This is a genomic window from Microbacterium oleivorans (assembly GCF_013389665.1).
Taxonomy (GTDB): Bacteria; Actinomycetota; Actinomycetes; order Actinomycetales; family Microbacteriaceae; genus Microbacterium; species Microbacterium oleivorans_C.
Genome location: NZ_CP058316.1, coordinates 3,264,119 through 3,277,457, shown reverse-complemented (window position 1 = coordinate 3,277,457; position 13,339 = coordinate 3,264,119). Strand labels below are relative to the sequence as shown.

The 13,339-nt window shown below is 70.0% G+C and carries 12 protein-coding genes and 1 tRNA gene; 8 read left to right on the top strand and 5 right to left on the bottom strand.

Annotation, left to right across the window (positions count from 1 at the left end):
- The first annotated feature begins 1 nt into the window (after position 1).
- On the top strand, positions 2-1,195 hold the full coding sequence (locus HW566_RS15580) for a M20 metallopeptidase family protein (protein WP_178014419.1): 1,194 nt from the start codon (positions 2-4) through the stop codon (positions 1,193-1,195).
- Between the two features lie 54 nt (positions 1,196-1,249).
- On the opposite strand, the gene HW566_RS15575 is transcribed toward HW566_RS15580, so the two are convergent.
- Entirely contained in the window at positions 1,250-2,191 is a 942-nt protein-coding gene (locus HW566_RS15575) for a LysR family transcriptional regulator (RefSeq protein ID WP_178014417.1), read from the bottom strand.
- 119 nt (positions 2,192-2,310) lie between these two features.
- On the opposite strand from HW566_RS15575, the gene HW566_RS15570 reads away from it, so the two are divergent.
- The 5 genes from HW566_RS15570 to HW566_RS15550 all read left to right on the top strand — a co-directional run bounded on the left by HW566_RS15570 (position 2,311) and on the right by HW566_RS15550 (position 6,277).
- On the top strand, positions 2,311-3,303 hold the full coding sequence (locus HW566_RS15570; protein WP_178014415.1) for a putative oxygenase MesX: 993 nt from the start codon (positions 2,311-2,313) through the stop codon (positions 3,301-3,303).
- Between the two features lie 17 nt (positions 3,304-3,320).
- Positions 3,321-4,352, top strand: coding sequence for a methionine synthase (locus HW566_RS15565; protein ID WP_256728767.1), 1,032 nt, complete (start codon positions 3,321-3,323; stop codon positions 4,350-4,352).
- Between the two features lie 118 nt (positions 4,353-4,470).
- Positions 4,471-5,304 (top strand): formate/nitrite transporter family protein, encoded by an 834-nt coding sequence (locus tag HW566_RS15560; RefSeq protein ID WP_178014411.1) that lies wholly within the window; start codon positions 4,471-4,473, stop codon positions 5,302-5,304.
- A 12-nt stretch (positions 5,305-5,316) separates the two neighbouring features.
- Positions 5,317-5,398, top strand: a tRNA-Leu gene (locus HW566_RS15555).
- Between the two features lie 51 nt (positions 5,399-5,449).
- Complete coding sequence (locus HW566_RS15550) at positions 5,450-6,277, top strand: DedA family protein (RefSeq protein ID WP_178014409.1); 828 nt, start codon at positions 5,450-5,452, stop codon at positions 6,275-6,277.
- Here HW566_RS15550 and ku read toward each other — a convergent pair whose 3' ends face one another.
- Entirely contained in the window at positions 6,278-7,264 is a 987-nt protein-coding gene (ku, locus tag HW566_RS15545; RefSeq protein ID WP_178014407.1) for a non-homologous end joining protein Ku, read from the bottom strand.
- A 61-nt stretch (positions 7,265-7,325) separates the two neighbouring features.
- Between ku and HW566_RS15540 the strand changes: the two genes are divergently transcribed.
- A complete protein-coding gene (locus HW566_RS15540) occupies positions 7,326-9,752 on the top strand; it encodes an ATP-dependent DNA ligase (protein ID WP_178014405.1) in 2,427 nt (808 codons plus the stop codon).
- 25 nt (positions 9,753-9,777) lie between these two features.
- Here HW566_RS15540 and rdgB read toward each other — a convergent pair whose 3' ends face one another.
- From rdgB to murI, 3 genes are read right to left on the bottom strand one after another with little or no spacing between them, the layout of a single operon-like run.
- Positions 9,778-10,371: an RdgB/HAM1 family non-canonical purine NTP pyrophosphatase gene (gene rdgB, locus HW566_RS15535; protein WP_178014403.1), complete on the bottom strand. Its 594-nt coding sequence runs from the start codon at positions 10,369-10,371 to the stop codon at positions 9,778-9,780.
- Entirely contained in the window at positions 10,368-11,099 is a 732-nt protein-coding gene (gene rph, locus HW566_RS15530) for a ribonuclease PH (RefSeq protein ID WP_178014401.1), read from the bottom strand. The genes rdgB and rph overlap by 4 nt, the downstream gene beginning before the upstream one ends.
- Before the next feature lie 31 nt (positions 11,100-11,130).
- Positions 11,131-11,967: a glutamate racemase gene (gene murI, locus HW566_RS15525; protein ID WP_178014399.1), complete on the bottom strand. Its 837-nt coding sequence runs from the start codon at positions 11,965-11,967 to the stop codon at positions 11,131-11,133.
- A gap of 38 nt (positions 11,968-12,005) precedes the next feature.
- Between murI and HW566_RS15520 the strand changes: the two genes are divergently transcribed.
- Positions 12,006-13,331, top strand: a complete 1,326-nt coding sequence (locus tag HW566_RS15520) for a nicotinate phosphoribosyltransferase (protein ID WP_178014397.1) — start codon at positions 12,006-12,008, stop codon at positions 13,329-13,331.
- Positions 13,332-13,339: the final 8 nt, after the last annotated feature.

Sequence of the window (13,339 nt, the reverse complement as noted above, 5' to 3'; positions counted from 1 at the left end):
CATGCCCCTCCCCGACTTCACCGCCGACGCGGGCGCGATCCTGCCCGAGCTCGTGACGCTGCGCCGCGCTCTCCACGCCGACCCGGAGCTCGGCCTCGATCTGCCCCGGACGCAGCGACGCGTGCTCGACGCGCTCGCGGCGCTCCCGCTCGAGATCACCACGGGCACCGCGACGACGTCGGTCGTCGCGGTCCTGCGAGGCGCTCTGCCCGGACCGACCGTCCTGCTGCGCGGCGATATGGACGCGCTGCCGATCGACGAGGCGACCGGTCTCGACTACGCCGCGACCAACGGCAGCATGCACGCGTGCGGCCACGACCTGCACACGTCGGGGCTCGTCGGCGCCGCCATGCTGCTGTCCCGTCGGCGCGAGGAGCTGCACGGTTCTGTCGTCTTCATGTTCCAGCCCGGTGAGGAAGGGCACGGCGGGGCTCGGATCATGCTCGACGAGGGACTGCTCGAGGTCGCGGGCGAACGGCCCGTCGCCGCCTATGCCATTCACGTGGCCCCGGGCCCGCGGGGCGTGTTCGCCACCCGGACGGGCGCCGTCGCCGCGGGCTCGAATCAGCTGTTCGTCACCGTCGCAGGACGGGGCGGGCACGGCTCGCAGCCGCATCAGACCCTCGATCCGGTGCCGGCCGCCGCCGAGATCGTTCTCGCGCTCCAGAGCTTCGTGACCCGGAGCTTCGACGCCTTCGATCCGGTGGTGCTCTCGGTGACGCGCCTGTCGACCGGAGAGGGCGCCGTCAACGTCATCCCCGAGAAGGTCGAGATCGCCGCGACCGTGCGCAACATGTCGCCGGCCTCGCTGGCGATCCTGCAGGAGGGCCTGCCTCGGGTCGTCGCGGGTGTCGCGGCGGCGCACGGGCTCACGGCCGACGTCCGCTTCGAGACGATGTACCCGGTGACGGTCAACGACGCCCGCGAGACCGAGGCCGTGCTCACCGAGCTGCGACGCACTTTCGGCGAGCAGCGCGTGATGGTGATGCCCTCGCCCATGATGGGCTCGGAGGACTTCGCGTTCGTGCTCGCCGAGGTGCCCGGGACGTTCATCGCTTTGATGACCTCGCCCGCGGGCACCGACCTGCGCACCGTGGAGTGGAACCACTCCCCCCGCGTGGTCTTCGACGACGGAGTGCTCGGCGACCAGGCCGCGGCTCTCGCCACGGTCGCGTTCGCCCGCACGTCGGCCTAGCCGCTGCGTCGGGGCGGCGGCCGATCGTGGCGGGACCGCGGCGCCGACACCGGCTCAGCCCAGCAGCTCGATACCGAACCCCGCGACGACGGCACGGACCTCGCCGAGATACCGCTGAGCCTGCTCGGTGAGCGGGATCGCGGTGCGGCCGATCCAGCCGATCTCGATGCGCTCGTCGACCTCGAGCGGCACCGCGACGATCTCGGGGTCGAGGTCGTCGCTGATGATGCCGGTCGAGATCGTGTAGCCGTCGAGGCCGATCATGAGGTTGAAGATCGTGGCCCGGTCGGAGACCCGGATCTCCTGCTTGCTCGACAGGGTGGAGAGGATCTCCTCGGCGAAGTAGAACGAGTTGTTCGCCCCTTGGTCGAAGGTCAGCCGAGGCAGATCGACGAGATCGTCCAGGGACGCGCGAGCGCGTGATGCCAGCGGGTTCCTCCGGGAGACGAAGATGTGCGGCTCCGCCACGAAGAGCGGATGGAAGCCCAGACCCGAGTCGCGGAGCAGCTTGTCGATGACGTTGCGGTTGAAGTCGTTGCGGAACAGGATGCCGATCTCGCTCCGGAGCGTGCGGACGTCCTCGATGATGTCCCAGGTGCGCGTCTCGCGCAGCGAGAACTCGTACTCCGGGGCGCCCGTGCTCCTGACCATGCGCACGAACGCGTCGACCGCGAACGAGTAGTGCTGCGTCGACACGCCCAGCAGGCGCCGCGACGGCGGCCGACCGAGGTATCGCTGCTCGAGCAGCTCCGCCTGTTCGACGACCTGTCGGGCGTAGCCGAGGAACTCCACCCCGTCGGTCGTGAGGGTGACGCCCCGGGCCGAGCGGAGGAGCAGGTCCCGCCCGACGCGGGTCTCGAGGTCCTTCATCGCCGCCGACATCGTCGGCTGGGCGACGTAGAGGAGGTCGGCGGCCGCCGAGATCGACCCCTCGGCGGCGACTTCGATGAAGTAGTGCAGCTGCTGCAGCGTGATCCCGCTCCGCGTTCCGGCCATAGGCACAGCCTATGACACCGCATAGCAACGATGAATTACCCGATGCCCCCGTCGCGCGCGCACGATGGAGTCACCGCTGACCGCATCGCTCTCCCGAGCTCCGCACCGATTGGCCGACCATGGCGAACGAGTTCACGTTCCGCATCACCACCACCCGTTTCGACGAGGACTACGCCCCGTCCGACAGCTCGCGCATCACGACGAACTTCGCGAACCTCGCCCGCGGCGAGCGCCGTCGCGAGAACCTGCATGATGCCCTCGCGATGATCGACGGCCGACTCAACGACCTCGCCCGCACCGGCAACCCGGCGGGCGACCGCTACACCGCCGAGCTCGACATCGTCTCCGTGCAGCTGCGGTTCGCCGACGAGGGCGACGACCAGGAGTTCCCGCTGCTCGAAGTGCTCGACATCCACATCCTCGACCGGGTGACCGGCGAGCGCCACCAGGGCATCGTGGGCAACAACTTCTCGTCGTACCTTCGCGACTACGACTTCAGCGTCCTCCTGCCCTCGGTGCAGCACACCCCCGGGGAGTTCAGCGTGCCCGAGGGCTTCGGCGACCTTCACGGCAAGCTCTTCCAGCACTTCCTCGAGTCCTCCGCCTACCGCGAGCGCTTCGTGCTCCCACCGGTCGTCTGCATCAGCGTGTCGACGAGCAGGACGTATCGCCGCAACGGGAACCGCCACCCCGTCCTCGGCGCCGAGTACGAGCAGGACGCCTTCTCACTCACCGACGAGTACTTCGGCAAGATGGGCCTCCAGGTGCGCTACTTCATGCCGCGCGGCAGCGTCGCGCCGCTCGCCTTCTACTTCCGCGGCGATCTCCTGAACGACTACACCGACCTGCAGCTCATGGCGACGATCGCGACCATGGAGACGTTCCAGAAGATCTACCGCCCGGAGATCTACAGCGCCACCGCGGCGGCGGGCGAGGTCTATCGCCCGTCTCTCGAGAGCGCGGACTTCGCGCCCACGGGGATCACCTACGACCGTGTCGAGCGCAGTCAGCTCGCATCCACGCAGGGCAGGTACGCCGACGAGCATTTCGTCACCCCGCACCGTCACGTGCTGACCCGGTGGGCCGCTCGTTACCCGGCGCCCGTCCGATGACCCGGGGAGCATCGTCCGTGACCGAGCCCCTGCTACCCACCTCGATCGTCGGGAGCCTGCCGAAGCCATCCTGGCTCGCCAAGCCCGAGGTGCTGTGGTCTCCGTGGGAGCTGGCAGGGGACACCCTCGCGGAGGGCAAGCGCGACGCGCTGCGCGCCGCCGTCCACGAGCAGCGCCGGCGCGGCCTCGACATCGTCAGCGACGGCGAGCAGACCCGTCAGCACTTCGTGACGACGTTCATCGAGCACCTCGACGGCGTCGACTTCGAGCAGCGTGAGACGGTTCGCATCCGCGACCGCTACGACGCGAGCGTTCCCACGGTGGTAGGCGCGGTGAGCCGCCCGAAGCCGGTGTTCATCGACGACGCCGCCTTCCTCCGTGGCCAGACCGACCAGCCGATCAAGTGGGCGCTGCCCGGTCCGATGACGATGATCGACACCCTGTCCGACCGGCATTACCGCAGCCGCGAGAAGCTCGCGTGGGAGTTCGCGACGATCCTCAACCAGGAGGCGCGGGAGCTCGAGGCCGCCGGCGTCGACATCATCCAGTTCGACGAGCCCGCGTTCAACGTCTTCTTCGACGAGATGAGGGACTGGGGTGTCGCCACGCTCGAGCGCGCGGCCGAGGGTCTTCGCGCAGAGACGGTCGTGCACATCTGCTACGGCTACGGGATCAAGGCCAACAACGACTGGAAGGCCACCCTCGGGCCGGAGTGGCGGCAGTACGAAGAGTCGTTCCCGCTGTTGCAGCGCTCGGCCATCGATGTGGTCTCGCTGGAGAGTCATCACTCGCACGTTCCGCTCGAGCTCGTCGAGCTCATCCGCGGCAAGAAGGTGATGCTGGGGGCGATCGACGTCGCCAGCGATCAGGTCGAGACGCCCGACGAGGTCGCCGACACCCTCCGGCGTGCGCTGCGGTTCGTCGACGCCGACAAGCTGATTCCGAGCACCAATTGCGGCATGGCTCCCCTGCCGCGCGGCGTGGCGTTCGAGAAGCTCAGCGCCCTGGTCGCCGGCGCCGATCTCGTCCGATCCGAGCTCGCCGGCTGAGCTGACATCGCGGGTCGGCGCCACGGGGACCTCACTTCGGCGTCCGGTTATCCCCGGCCCGCCGCCCCGTCGCGCCCGAGCGCGTGCGCGCAGACTGGCGGCGGAAGGACGGTGACCCGTGCTCTCGATCCCCGAAGCCCTCGCGGTGCAGGCCGACAACGGCCGACACAAGGCGCGTGGCATGCACACCCCCGCACGCTTCACCGTCTCGGGCATGCTCGCCGGCGCGTATATCGGCGTCGGGGTGGTCCTCATGGTCACGGCGGCCGGACCGCTGCTGGCGACGGGGTCGGGGTGGGCGAAGCTCGTCTCGGGCCTGGTGTTCGGCGTGGCACTCACGATCGTCGTCGTCGCCGGCGGCGAGCTGGTCACCTCGACGATGATGACGCTCCCCCAGGCGGCCCTCATGCGCGCGGTCCCGCCGGGACGGGCCGCCACCGCGATGCTCTGGACGTTCGCCGCGAACCTCGTCGGCTCGATGGCCTTCGCCGCTCTCGTCGTGGCCTCGGGAGTGCTGCACAGCAATGCGGCCGCGGGTGGGATGATCGCCGGGATGCTGTCGGCCAAGGCGCACGAGACACCGGCGGAACTGTTCGTCCGCGGCATCCTGTGCAACATGCTCGTCTGCGTCGCGGTCTGGATGACGGTGCGCCTGCGGAGCGAGACAGCGCGCGTCCTCGTCGTGTTCGCCGCGATCCTCGCATTCATCACCTCGGGGTTCGAGCACGTGGTGGCGAACATGACGACCTTCACGATCGGGCTGCTCACCGGCGATGCGTCGGCGACCCTGCCGATGTTCGCGCTGAACCTGCTGTGCGTCGGACTCGGCAACCTCGTCGGCGGCGGGGTCGTGATCGGCGCCGGCTACTGGATCGTGGGTGGTTCGCCGCGGCTTCGGGATGTCCCGAAATCTGCGTCGCACGCACAGGTCGGCGAGCGCTCCGCTGGTTAGACTGAGCCGTCCGCGGGAGTGGTGGAATTGGCAGACACGCAGGATTTAGGTTCCTGTGCTTCACGGCGTGTGGGTTCAAGTCCCACCTTCCGCACGGATCGGGCGTTCGCCCTCCCTCGCGTCATCCTCCTCCGACGGGAAAACTGTGCACCAGATCGCCCTCATCCCCTGGCTCGACCCCGCCACGATCATCAGCGCGGCCGGCCCGTGGGCTCTGCTCGTGGTCTGCTTCATCATCTTCGCCGAGACCGGCCTGCTCGTGGGATTCCTGCTGCCCGGTGACACGCTGCTGATCATGGCCGGGCTGCTGTCGAACCCCGTCACGCACGCCCCACACGGCGTCTTCGGCGTCAACGTGTGGATCGTGGCGCTGCTGATCGGACTCTCCGCCTTCCTCGGCGGCGAAGTCGGGTACGTCATCGGGCGCAAGGGCGGCCCAGCGGTGTTCGAGCGCAAGGAATCCGGGCTGTTCAGCCGGCGCAACGTCGAGCGCACCAATGCGTTCTTCGAGCGCTACGGCGGCGTCACCGTGATCCTCGCCCGCTTCGTTCCGATCGTGCGCACATTCGCACCGGTCGCCGCGGGTGTGGGCAAGATGCCCTGGCACCGCTACTCGCTCTACAACCTCATCGGCGCGGTGCTCTGGGGCTTCGGCCTCACGATCTTCGGGTACCTCGTCAGCCTCATCCCCGGCGTCGGCGAGTTCGTCGCCGAGTACATCGACGTCATCCTGCTCGCCGCCGTCGTCGGCACCGTGTTCTTCATCGTGTGGCACTACTTCGCCGAGAAGCGCAAGGCCAAGAAGGAGATGGCCGCCGGGCCCGACGAGTTCACCGATGCCGACGAGGCACAGGACCTCGTCCTCGGCTCCGAGGTGTTCCAGCAGCGCGGCCACGTGCACGGTGAGGGGACCCCCCGCCCGCACGGCCACGACGAGCCGCGCATCGAGGGCGGCGAGCCACCCCGAGGCTGATCAGGACGCCTTCGCGCTCTTCCGGCCGGGAGCCTTCTTCTCGCGTGCTTTCTCACCGGTCGGCGTCGCGTTCGCCGATTTCTTCGACGACGCCTTCTTCCCGGAAGCCTTCTGGGCGGGAGTCTCGTCCGATGCGTGGTCGCCCGTCGCCGTCGATCCGGCCCGCGTCGCGGAGGCCGCTCCCGAGCCTGATGCGCCGCGAGCGGCGCGGCTGCGCTCGACGCTCGCCCGCAGCGCCTCCATCAGGTCGATGACCTCACCGCCCTCCTTCTCGGCCTGCTCGCCGAACGTCTCGGACGTGTCGAGCGCATCACCCTGTTCGAGCTTCGCGTCGATGAGGGTCCGCAGCTCCGCCTGGTACTCGTCGGTGAACGACGCCGGGTCGAAGTCGCTCGAGAAGCTCTCGACGAGGGATGCCGACAGTTCCAGCTCCTTGGCCGAGATGCGCACCGACTCGTCGAGCGACGGGAACGCGGCCTCGCGCACCTCGTCGGCCCACAGCAGCGTCTGCAGCACGAGGACGTCATCGCGCACGCGGAGGGCCGCGAGTCGCGTCTTCTGCCGCAGCGAGAAGCGCACGATCGCGGTGCGGTCCGTCTGCTCGAGCGTCTTGCGCAACAGGACGTAGGACTTCGGAGACGACGAGTCCGGCTCCAGGTAGTAGGCCTTGTCGAGCGTGAGCAGATCGATCTGATCGCTCGGCACGAACTCCACGACGTCGATCTCGCGGCTGCGCTCGGACGGCAGGGAGGCGAGATCATCCTTCGTGAGCACGACGGTGCGCTCACCGTCGTCGTAGGCGCGGTCGATGTCGGCGTACGGCACGACCTCGCCGTCGATCTCGCAGATGCGCTGATAACGGATGCGGCCGCCGTCGGCGTTGTGCACCTGATGAAGCGGGACGTCGTGGTCCTCGGTCGCCGAGTAGACCTTCACCGGCACGTTGACGAGCCCGAAGGTCAGGGCGCCTTTCCAGATCGATCTCATGAAGGCAGTACACACCGCAACCACCGCGCGCCACCAGCGGGTGGCGCAATACCCTGTCGCCATGGCAGGGGAACAGACGGTGCGCGTCGACGGTCGGCGCCTGCGCCTGTCGAACCTCGACAAGGTGCTGTATCCGCAGACGGGCACGACCAAGGGCGAGGTCATCGACTACGTCTCGCGGATCGCGCCGCTGATGCTGCCGCACCTCGACCGCCGTCCGGTGACCCGGAAACGGTGGCCCGAGGGGGTCGAGCAGCCCGACTTCTTCGCCAAGGACCTCGAGCGCGGCGCGCCCTCCTGGCTCCCCCGCCTGCCCATCGACCACTCGACAGGCGCGAAGGACTATCCGCTCGTCGACGAGGTCGCCGCCCTCGTCTACCTCGCGCAGGTCGCGAGCCTCGAACTGCACGTGCCGCAGTGGCGCTTCGGCGACACCGGTGAGCGCGACGCCCCCGACCGGCTGGTGCTCGACCTCGATCCCGGCCCGGGCGTGGGCCTGGCGGAATGCGCCGAGGTGGCGCGATGGGTGCGAGACATCGTCGCCGGCGTCGGGATGACGCTGTTCCCAGTCACGAGCGGCAGCAAGGGGATCCATCTCTACGCCTCCCTCGACGGCCGGCAGACGAGCGAGCAGGCGTCGGCATTCGCCAAGGAGCTCGCCCGTTCGCTCGAGGCCGACCACCCCGACCTGGTGATCAGCCAGATGAACCGCAGTGCGCGCGCCGGCAGAGTGTTCCTCGACTGGAGCCAGAACAACGGCGCCAAGACCACCATCGCGCCGTACTCGCTGCGGGGGCGGGCGGAGCCGACGGTCGCCGCGCCGCGGTCCTGGGGCGAGCTCGATGACCCCGGGCTGAGACAGCTCCGCTTCGACGAGATGCTCGAGCGCGCGGCCGATGTCGGCGATCTCCTCGCCCCCCTCGCCCCGGCCCGCACCGCGCCCCTCGCGCCCTATCTCGCCAAGCGGTCGGCCGATCGCACCCCGGAGCCGATGCCGACGGCAGCTGCCGCCGGCAGCAGCGGCGCGCGGCCGCGCTTCGTCGTGCAGGAGCACCACGCGCGACGCCTGCACTACGACCTGCGCCTGGAGCGCGACGGCGTGCTCATCAGCTGGGCAGTGCCACGCGGCATCCCCGAGACGCCCGAGCGGAACCATCTGGCGGTCATGACGGAGCCGCATCCGCTGGAGTACCTGACCTTCTCCGGCGACATCCCCGCCGGAGAGTACGGAGCGGGCACCATGAGCATCTGGGACACCGGCACGTACGAGCTCGAGAAATGGCGCGACGACGAGGTGATCCTCACCCTGCACGGCAGCCCGGGCGGGGCCGCGGAGGCGGCGCGGCTGGTGCTGATCCGCACGAGCGGGTCGGGTGAGAAGTCGCAGTGGCTGCTCCATCGCATGAAGGCCGGGGCGAGCCGGCATTCCGCGGGGCTCGAGCCGGCGCAGCATCACCCGTCGACTGCTGGCGACGACGGGGCGGCGGCCGGGACCGCGCTCGATCGCGCCGCGCCCACGGGTCCCGTGGCACCGATGCTCGCGGTGTCGTCGGCGCCCGGTCCGGCGCACGCGGCCGCCGAACGCTGGGGACGCTGGGTGGAGTTCAAGTGGGACGGTGTGCGCGCGATCGCGCACTGGGACGGCGAACGACTGCGACTCCACGCCCGCAGCGGAACCGACATCACCGCCCGCTACCCCGAGCTCACCGACGCCGACCTCGGGCTCGGTCCCGACCCGCTCGTCCTCGACGGCGAGATCGTGGCCCTCGACGGATCGGGGCGCCCGAGCTTCCCGCTGCTGCAGAACCGCATGCATCTCACGAAGCCCCGGGAGATCGCGCGGGAACGCGACCGGACGCCTGTCGACTTCTTCGTCTTCGACCTGCTGGGCCACGGCGACCGCGATGTGACCGCCCTCCCCCTGCGGGAACGACGGCGACTCCTGGAGTCGGCGACGACGCGGACGCGCGCTCCGCTCACCGTGCCGCCCGTCACCGACGACCTCGATGCGGCGCTCGCGGTCGCCCGCGAGCTCGATCTGGAGGGTGCCGTCGTGAAGGATCCGAGGTCGCCCTACCGCGTCGGAGTCCGCTCGGAGGAATGGCTGAAGGTCAAGCTCACCCGTACGCAGGACGTCGTCGTGGGCGCGATCCGACCGGGCAAGGGGTCTCGACGCGGCGGCATCGGGTCGCTGCTGCTCGGCATCCCCGACGAGACCGGCCTACGCTATGCCGGGCGGGTGGGCTCGGGCTTCTCCGACCTCGAGCTCACCCGATTGACCGCGGCTCTCGACCCGCTGCGAACCGATGAGAACCCCTTCGTCGACGTCCCGCGAGCTGATGCGTCGGACGCGCTGTGGGTGCGCCCCGACCTCGTCGGCGAGGTCGCGTTCGCCGAGTTCACACCCGGCGGCATCCTGCGCCACGCCCGGTGGCGCGGCCTGCGCCCCGACCGCAGCCCCGGCGACGTCCTCCGCGACGACGGGTAGCCCGAACGTGCGCGCAGCGGGTCGCTCAGAGGGCGCGCAGCAGCTCGGTCAGAGCCACGAAGGCTCGCGCCCGGTGCGAGGCGGCGTTCTTCTCGGCGGCCGACCACTCGGCGACCGTACGCGCGGGCCCGGGCTGCTCGTCGGGTACGAACACCGGATCGTAGCCGAAGCCTCCCGCGCCGGCGGGGGCCGTTGCCAGCCGCCCCGGCCAGACACCTTCGACGACATGCTCGGACTCGCCGTCGACGAGGGCGATGACCGAGACGAACTGCGCGCCACGTCGGGGATCGGCGATATCGGAGAGCTGGTCGAGGAGCAGCGCCGTGTTCGCGGCGGCATCCTTGCGGTGCCCGGCCCAGTAGGCCGAGAAGGCACCCGGGGCACCGCCGAGCGCGTCGACGCAGATGCCCGAGTCGTCGGCCAGAGCGGGCAGACCGGTATGCGCGGCGGCCGCGCGGGCCTTGATGAGCGCGTTCTCGGCGAAGGTGATGCCGTCCTCGACGGGCTCGGGCCCGTCGTAGCCGATCACCTCGAGGTCGGGACGCACCGCCGCGACGATGGCGTGGAACTCCTCGACCTTGTGCGGGTTGTGCGTCGCCAGGACGATCCGGTCGCTCATGCGAGCGTCGCAGCCTGGATGTCGCGCAGGTCGGCGCAGCCGGCCACGCCCAGTTCCAGCAGGGCGTCGAGCTCGCGCTTGTCGAACGGCGCGCCTTCGGCCGTGCCCTGCACCTCGACGAACAGGCCGCGACCGGTGACGACGACGTTCATGTCGGTTTCGGCGCGCACATCCTCGACGTAGGCGAGATCGAGCATCGGCGTGCCGTCGATGATGCCCACCGACACCGCCGAGACCGAATCGACCAGCGGCGTCGCTCGCTGGGCGATGAACTTCTGCGACCGCCCCCACTCGATGGCGTCGGCGAGGGCGACGTAGGCGCCGGTGATGGCTGCGGTGCGCGTGCCGCCGTCGGCCTGCAGCACGTCGCAGTCGATGACGATGGTGTTCTCGCCGAGGGCCTTGGTGTCGACCACGGCGCGCAGCGCACGCCCGATCAGGCGGGAGATCTCGTGCGTGCGGCCGCCGACCTTGCCCTTGATCGACTCGCGATCGTTGCGGCTGTTCGTCGCGCGCGGCAGCATGGCGTACTCGGCGGTGACCCAGCCCTTGCCCTTGCCGGTCAGCCATCGGGGGACGCCGTTCGTGAACGACGCCGTGCACAGCACCTTCGTGCCGCCGAAGCTCACCAGCGCCGACCCCTCGGCGTGAGCGCTCCAGCCGCGCTCGATCGTGACGGTGCGCAACTGGTCGGCGGTGCGCCCGTCGGCGCGCAGGGAATCGGTCATGGGATGTCTCCGATCGAACGGCGGGTGGGGTTCAGGAAGCCGGCGGCCTGGGCGCGGGCAGCGAGATGGCGCCGGTCTGCACGAGCCGCACCGACGACACGCCGCGACCCATCAGACGGTCGGCGAGGGCGAGGAAGTCGTCGGCGGAATCGCCCGTGGCCTCGTAGACGTGGCGGGGCACGGCCGCGGCACCGGCCAGCAGATCTCCCGAGACGAGCTGCCGGTAGACGTCCTTCGCCGTCTCGGAGTCGCTCGAGACCAGCGTGACGTCCGGCCCCATCACGTAGCTGATGGCGCCCTCGAGGAACGGATAGTGCGTGCAGCCGAGCACCAGGGTGTCCACGCCCGCTCCGCGCAGCGGTGCCAGGTACTCCTCGGCCACGGCGAGAACCTCGGGCGACTGCGTGATGCCCGCCTCGACGAACTCCACGAACCGGGGGCAGGAGGCGGCGAAGACCGACAGGTTCTGGTTGACCTCGAGCATGTCCTGATATGCCCGGGAAGCGATCGTGCCCACGGTGCCGATGACGCCGATGCGCCCGTTGCGGGTCGCGGAGATCGCCGTGCGGACGGCGGGGTTGATGACCTCGACGACGGGGACGTCGTAGCGCTCGCGGGCGTCGCGCAGCAGTGCGGATGATGCGGTGTTGCACGCGATGACGAGCATCTTCACCCCCTCGTCGACGAGGCTGTCGAGCACCTCGAGGCCGTAGCGGCGCACGTCGGCGATCGGCTTCGGTCCGTACGGGGAGTGGGCGGTGTCGCCGATGTACAGCAACGACTCGCGAGGCAGGAGCTGCGAGATGGCTCGCGCCACCGTGAGTCCCCCGACGCCCGAGTCGAAGATGCCGATGGGCGCGTCGTTCACGATCATCGAGCCTACCCCGCGTCGCTACAGTGGCAGACATGACGGCCTCCAGCGCTCTGCTCACCGACCGGTACGAGATCACGATGCTGCAGGCGGCGCTCCGCGACTCCACCGCCGACCGGCACTGCGTCTTCGAGGTGTTCGCACGCCGCCTGTCGGGTGGCCGACGGTTCGGCGTCGTCGCCGGAACCGGCCGTCTGCTCGAAGAGATCGAGAACTTCCGCTTCGGCGACGACGAGTTGCGGTTCCTGCGCGAGCACGGCGGAGTGGATGCCCGCACTCTGGACTGGCTGGCCGACTACCGCTTCACCGGCACGATCACCGGATACCGCGAGGGTGAGCTGTACTTCCCGGGGTCGCCCGTGCTGACCGTCGAGGGTAGCTTCGTCGAGGCGGTGGTGCTCGAGACTCTCGTCCTCAGCATCCTGAACTACGACTCCGCAGTGGCGACGGCCGCGGCGCGCATGGCGATCGCCGCGGGCGATCGCCCGCTCGCCGAGATGGGGTCGCGACGCGCGCACGAGCGCAGCGCGGTCGCGGCGGCGCGCGCCGCGCACATCGCCGGTTTCGGCGCTACGAGCAACCTCGAAGCCGGGCGCACGTGGGGGATCCCCACGATGGGGACGGCCGCGCACGCGTGGACCCTCCTGCACGACAGCGAGGAAGCGGCTTTCCGCAGCCAGATCGAGGCGCTCGGCGTGGACACCACCCTGCTCATCGACACCTACGACATCACCGAGGGTGTGGCGACGGCGGTGCGCGTGGCGGGACCCGCGCTCGGCGGCGTGCGGATCGATTCGGGCGACCTGCCGACCGTCGCCGCGGACGTACGCCGACAGCTCGACGAGCTGGGCGCCCGCGACACCCGGATCACCGTCACGAGCGACCTCGACGAGTACGCGATCGCTGCGCTCGCGGCATCCCCGGTCGACGCCTACGGTGTCGGGACCTCGCTCGTCACGGGATCGGGCACGCCCACGGCCGGCATGGTATACAAGCTCGTGGCACGTCAGAACGAGGACGGGTCATGGCTGCCGGTGGCGAAGGCCTCGGCCGACAAGGTGTCGCACGGCGGGCGCAAGTCGGCGTTCCGGGTCCTCGACGGCGGCACGGCGAAAGAGGAGGTCGTCGTGGTCGCCGATGGCTTCGAGCCCCTCGACTCCCCCGCCGAGCATCCCGACGCCCGCGCGCTACAGACGACCCTGTTCTCCGACGGCCACGCCGTGGCGGACTGGACCGGTCCCGCCGGCGTCCGGGCGGCTCGCGCTCATCACGCCCGCGTGATCGAGGAGCTTCCGGTGCGCGCGCTCGCGCTCAGCCGCTCCGAGCCCGCCATCCCGACGACCTACCGCGACGCCGACTGAGGCCGCGG

Excerpts from the sequence above, each read along its gene's own strand:
- HW566_RS15540 (WP_178014405.1), top strand. The coding sequence starts at position 7,326 with ATGGCAGGGGAACAGACGGTGCGCGTCGACGGTCGGCGCCTGCGCCTG.
- HW566_RS15570 (WP_178014415.1), top strand. The coding sequence starts at position 2,311 with ATGGCGAACGAGTTCACGTTCCGCATCACCACCACCCGTTTCGACGAG.
- rdgB (WP_178014403.1), bottom strand. The coding sequence starts at position 10,371 with ATGAGCGACCGGATCGTCCTGGCGACGCACAACCCGCACAAGGTCGAG.
- HW566_RS15575 (WP_178014417.1), bottom strand. The coding sequence starts at position 2,191 with ATGGCCGGAACGCGGAGCGGGATCACGCTGCAGCAGCTGCACTACTTC.
- ku (WP_178014407.1), bottom strand. The coding sequence starts at position 7,264 with ATGAGATCGATCTGGAAAGGCGCCCTGACCTTCGGGCTCGTCAACGTG.
- HW566_RS15520 (WP_178014397.1), top strand. The coding sequence starts at position 12,006 with ATGACGGCCTCCAGCGCTCTGCTCACCGACCGGTACGAGATCACGATG.
- rph (WP_178014401.1), bottom strand. The coding sequence starts at position 11,099 with ATGACCGATTCCCTGCGCGCCGACGGGCGCACCGCCGACCAGTTGCGC.
- HW566_RS15580 (WP_178014419.1), top strand. The coding sequence starts at position 2 with ATGCCCCTCCCCGACTTCACCGCCGACGCGGGCGCGATCCTGCCCGAG.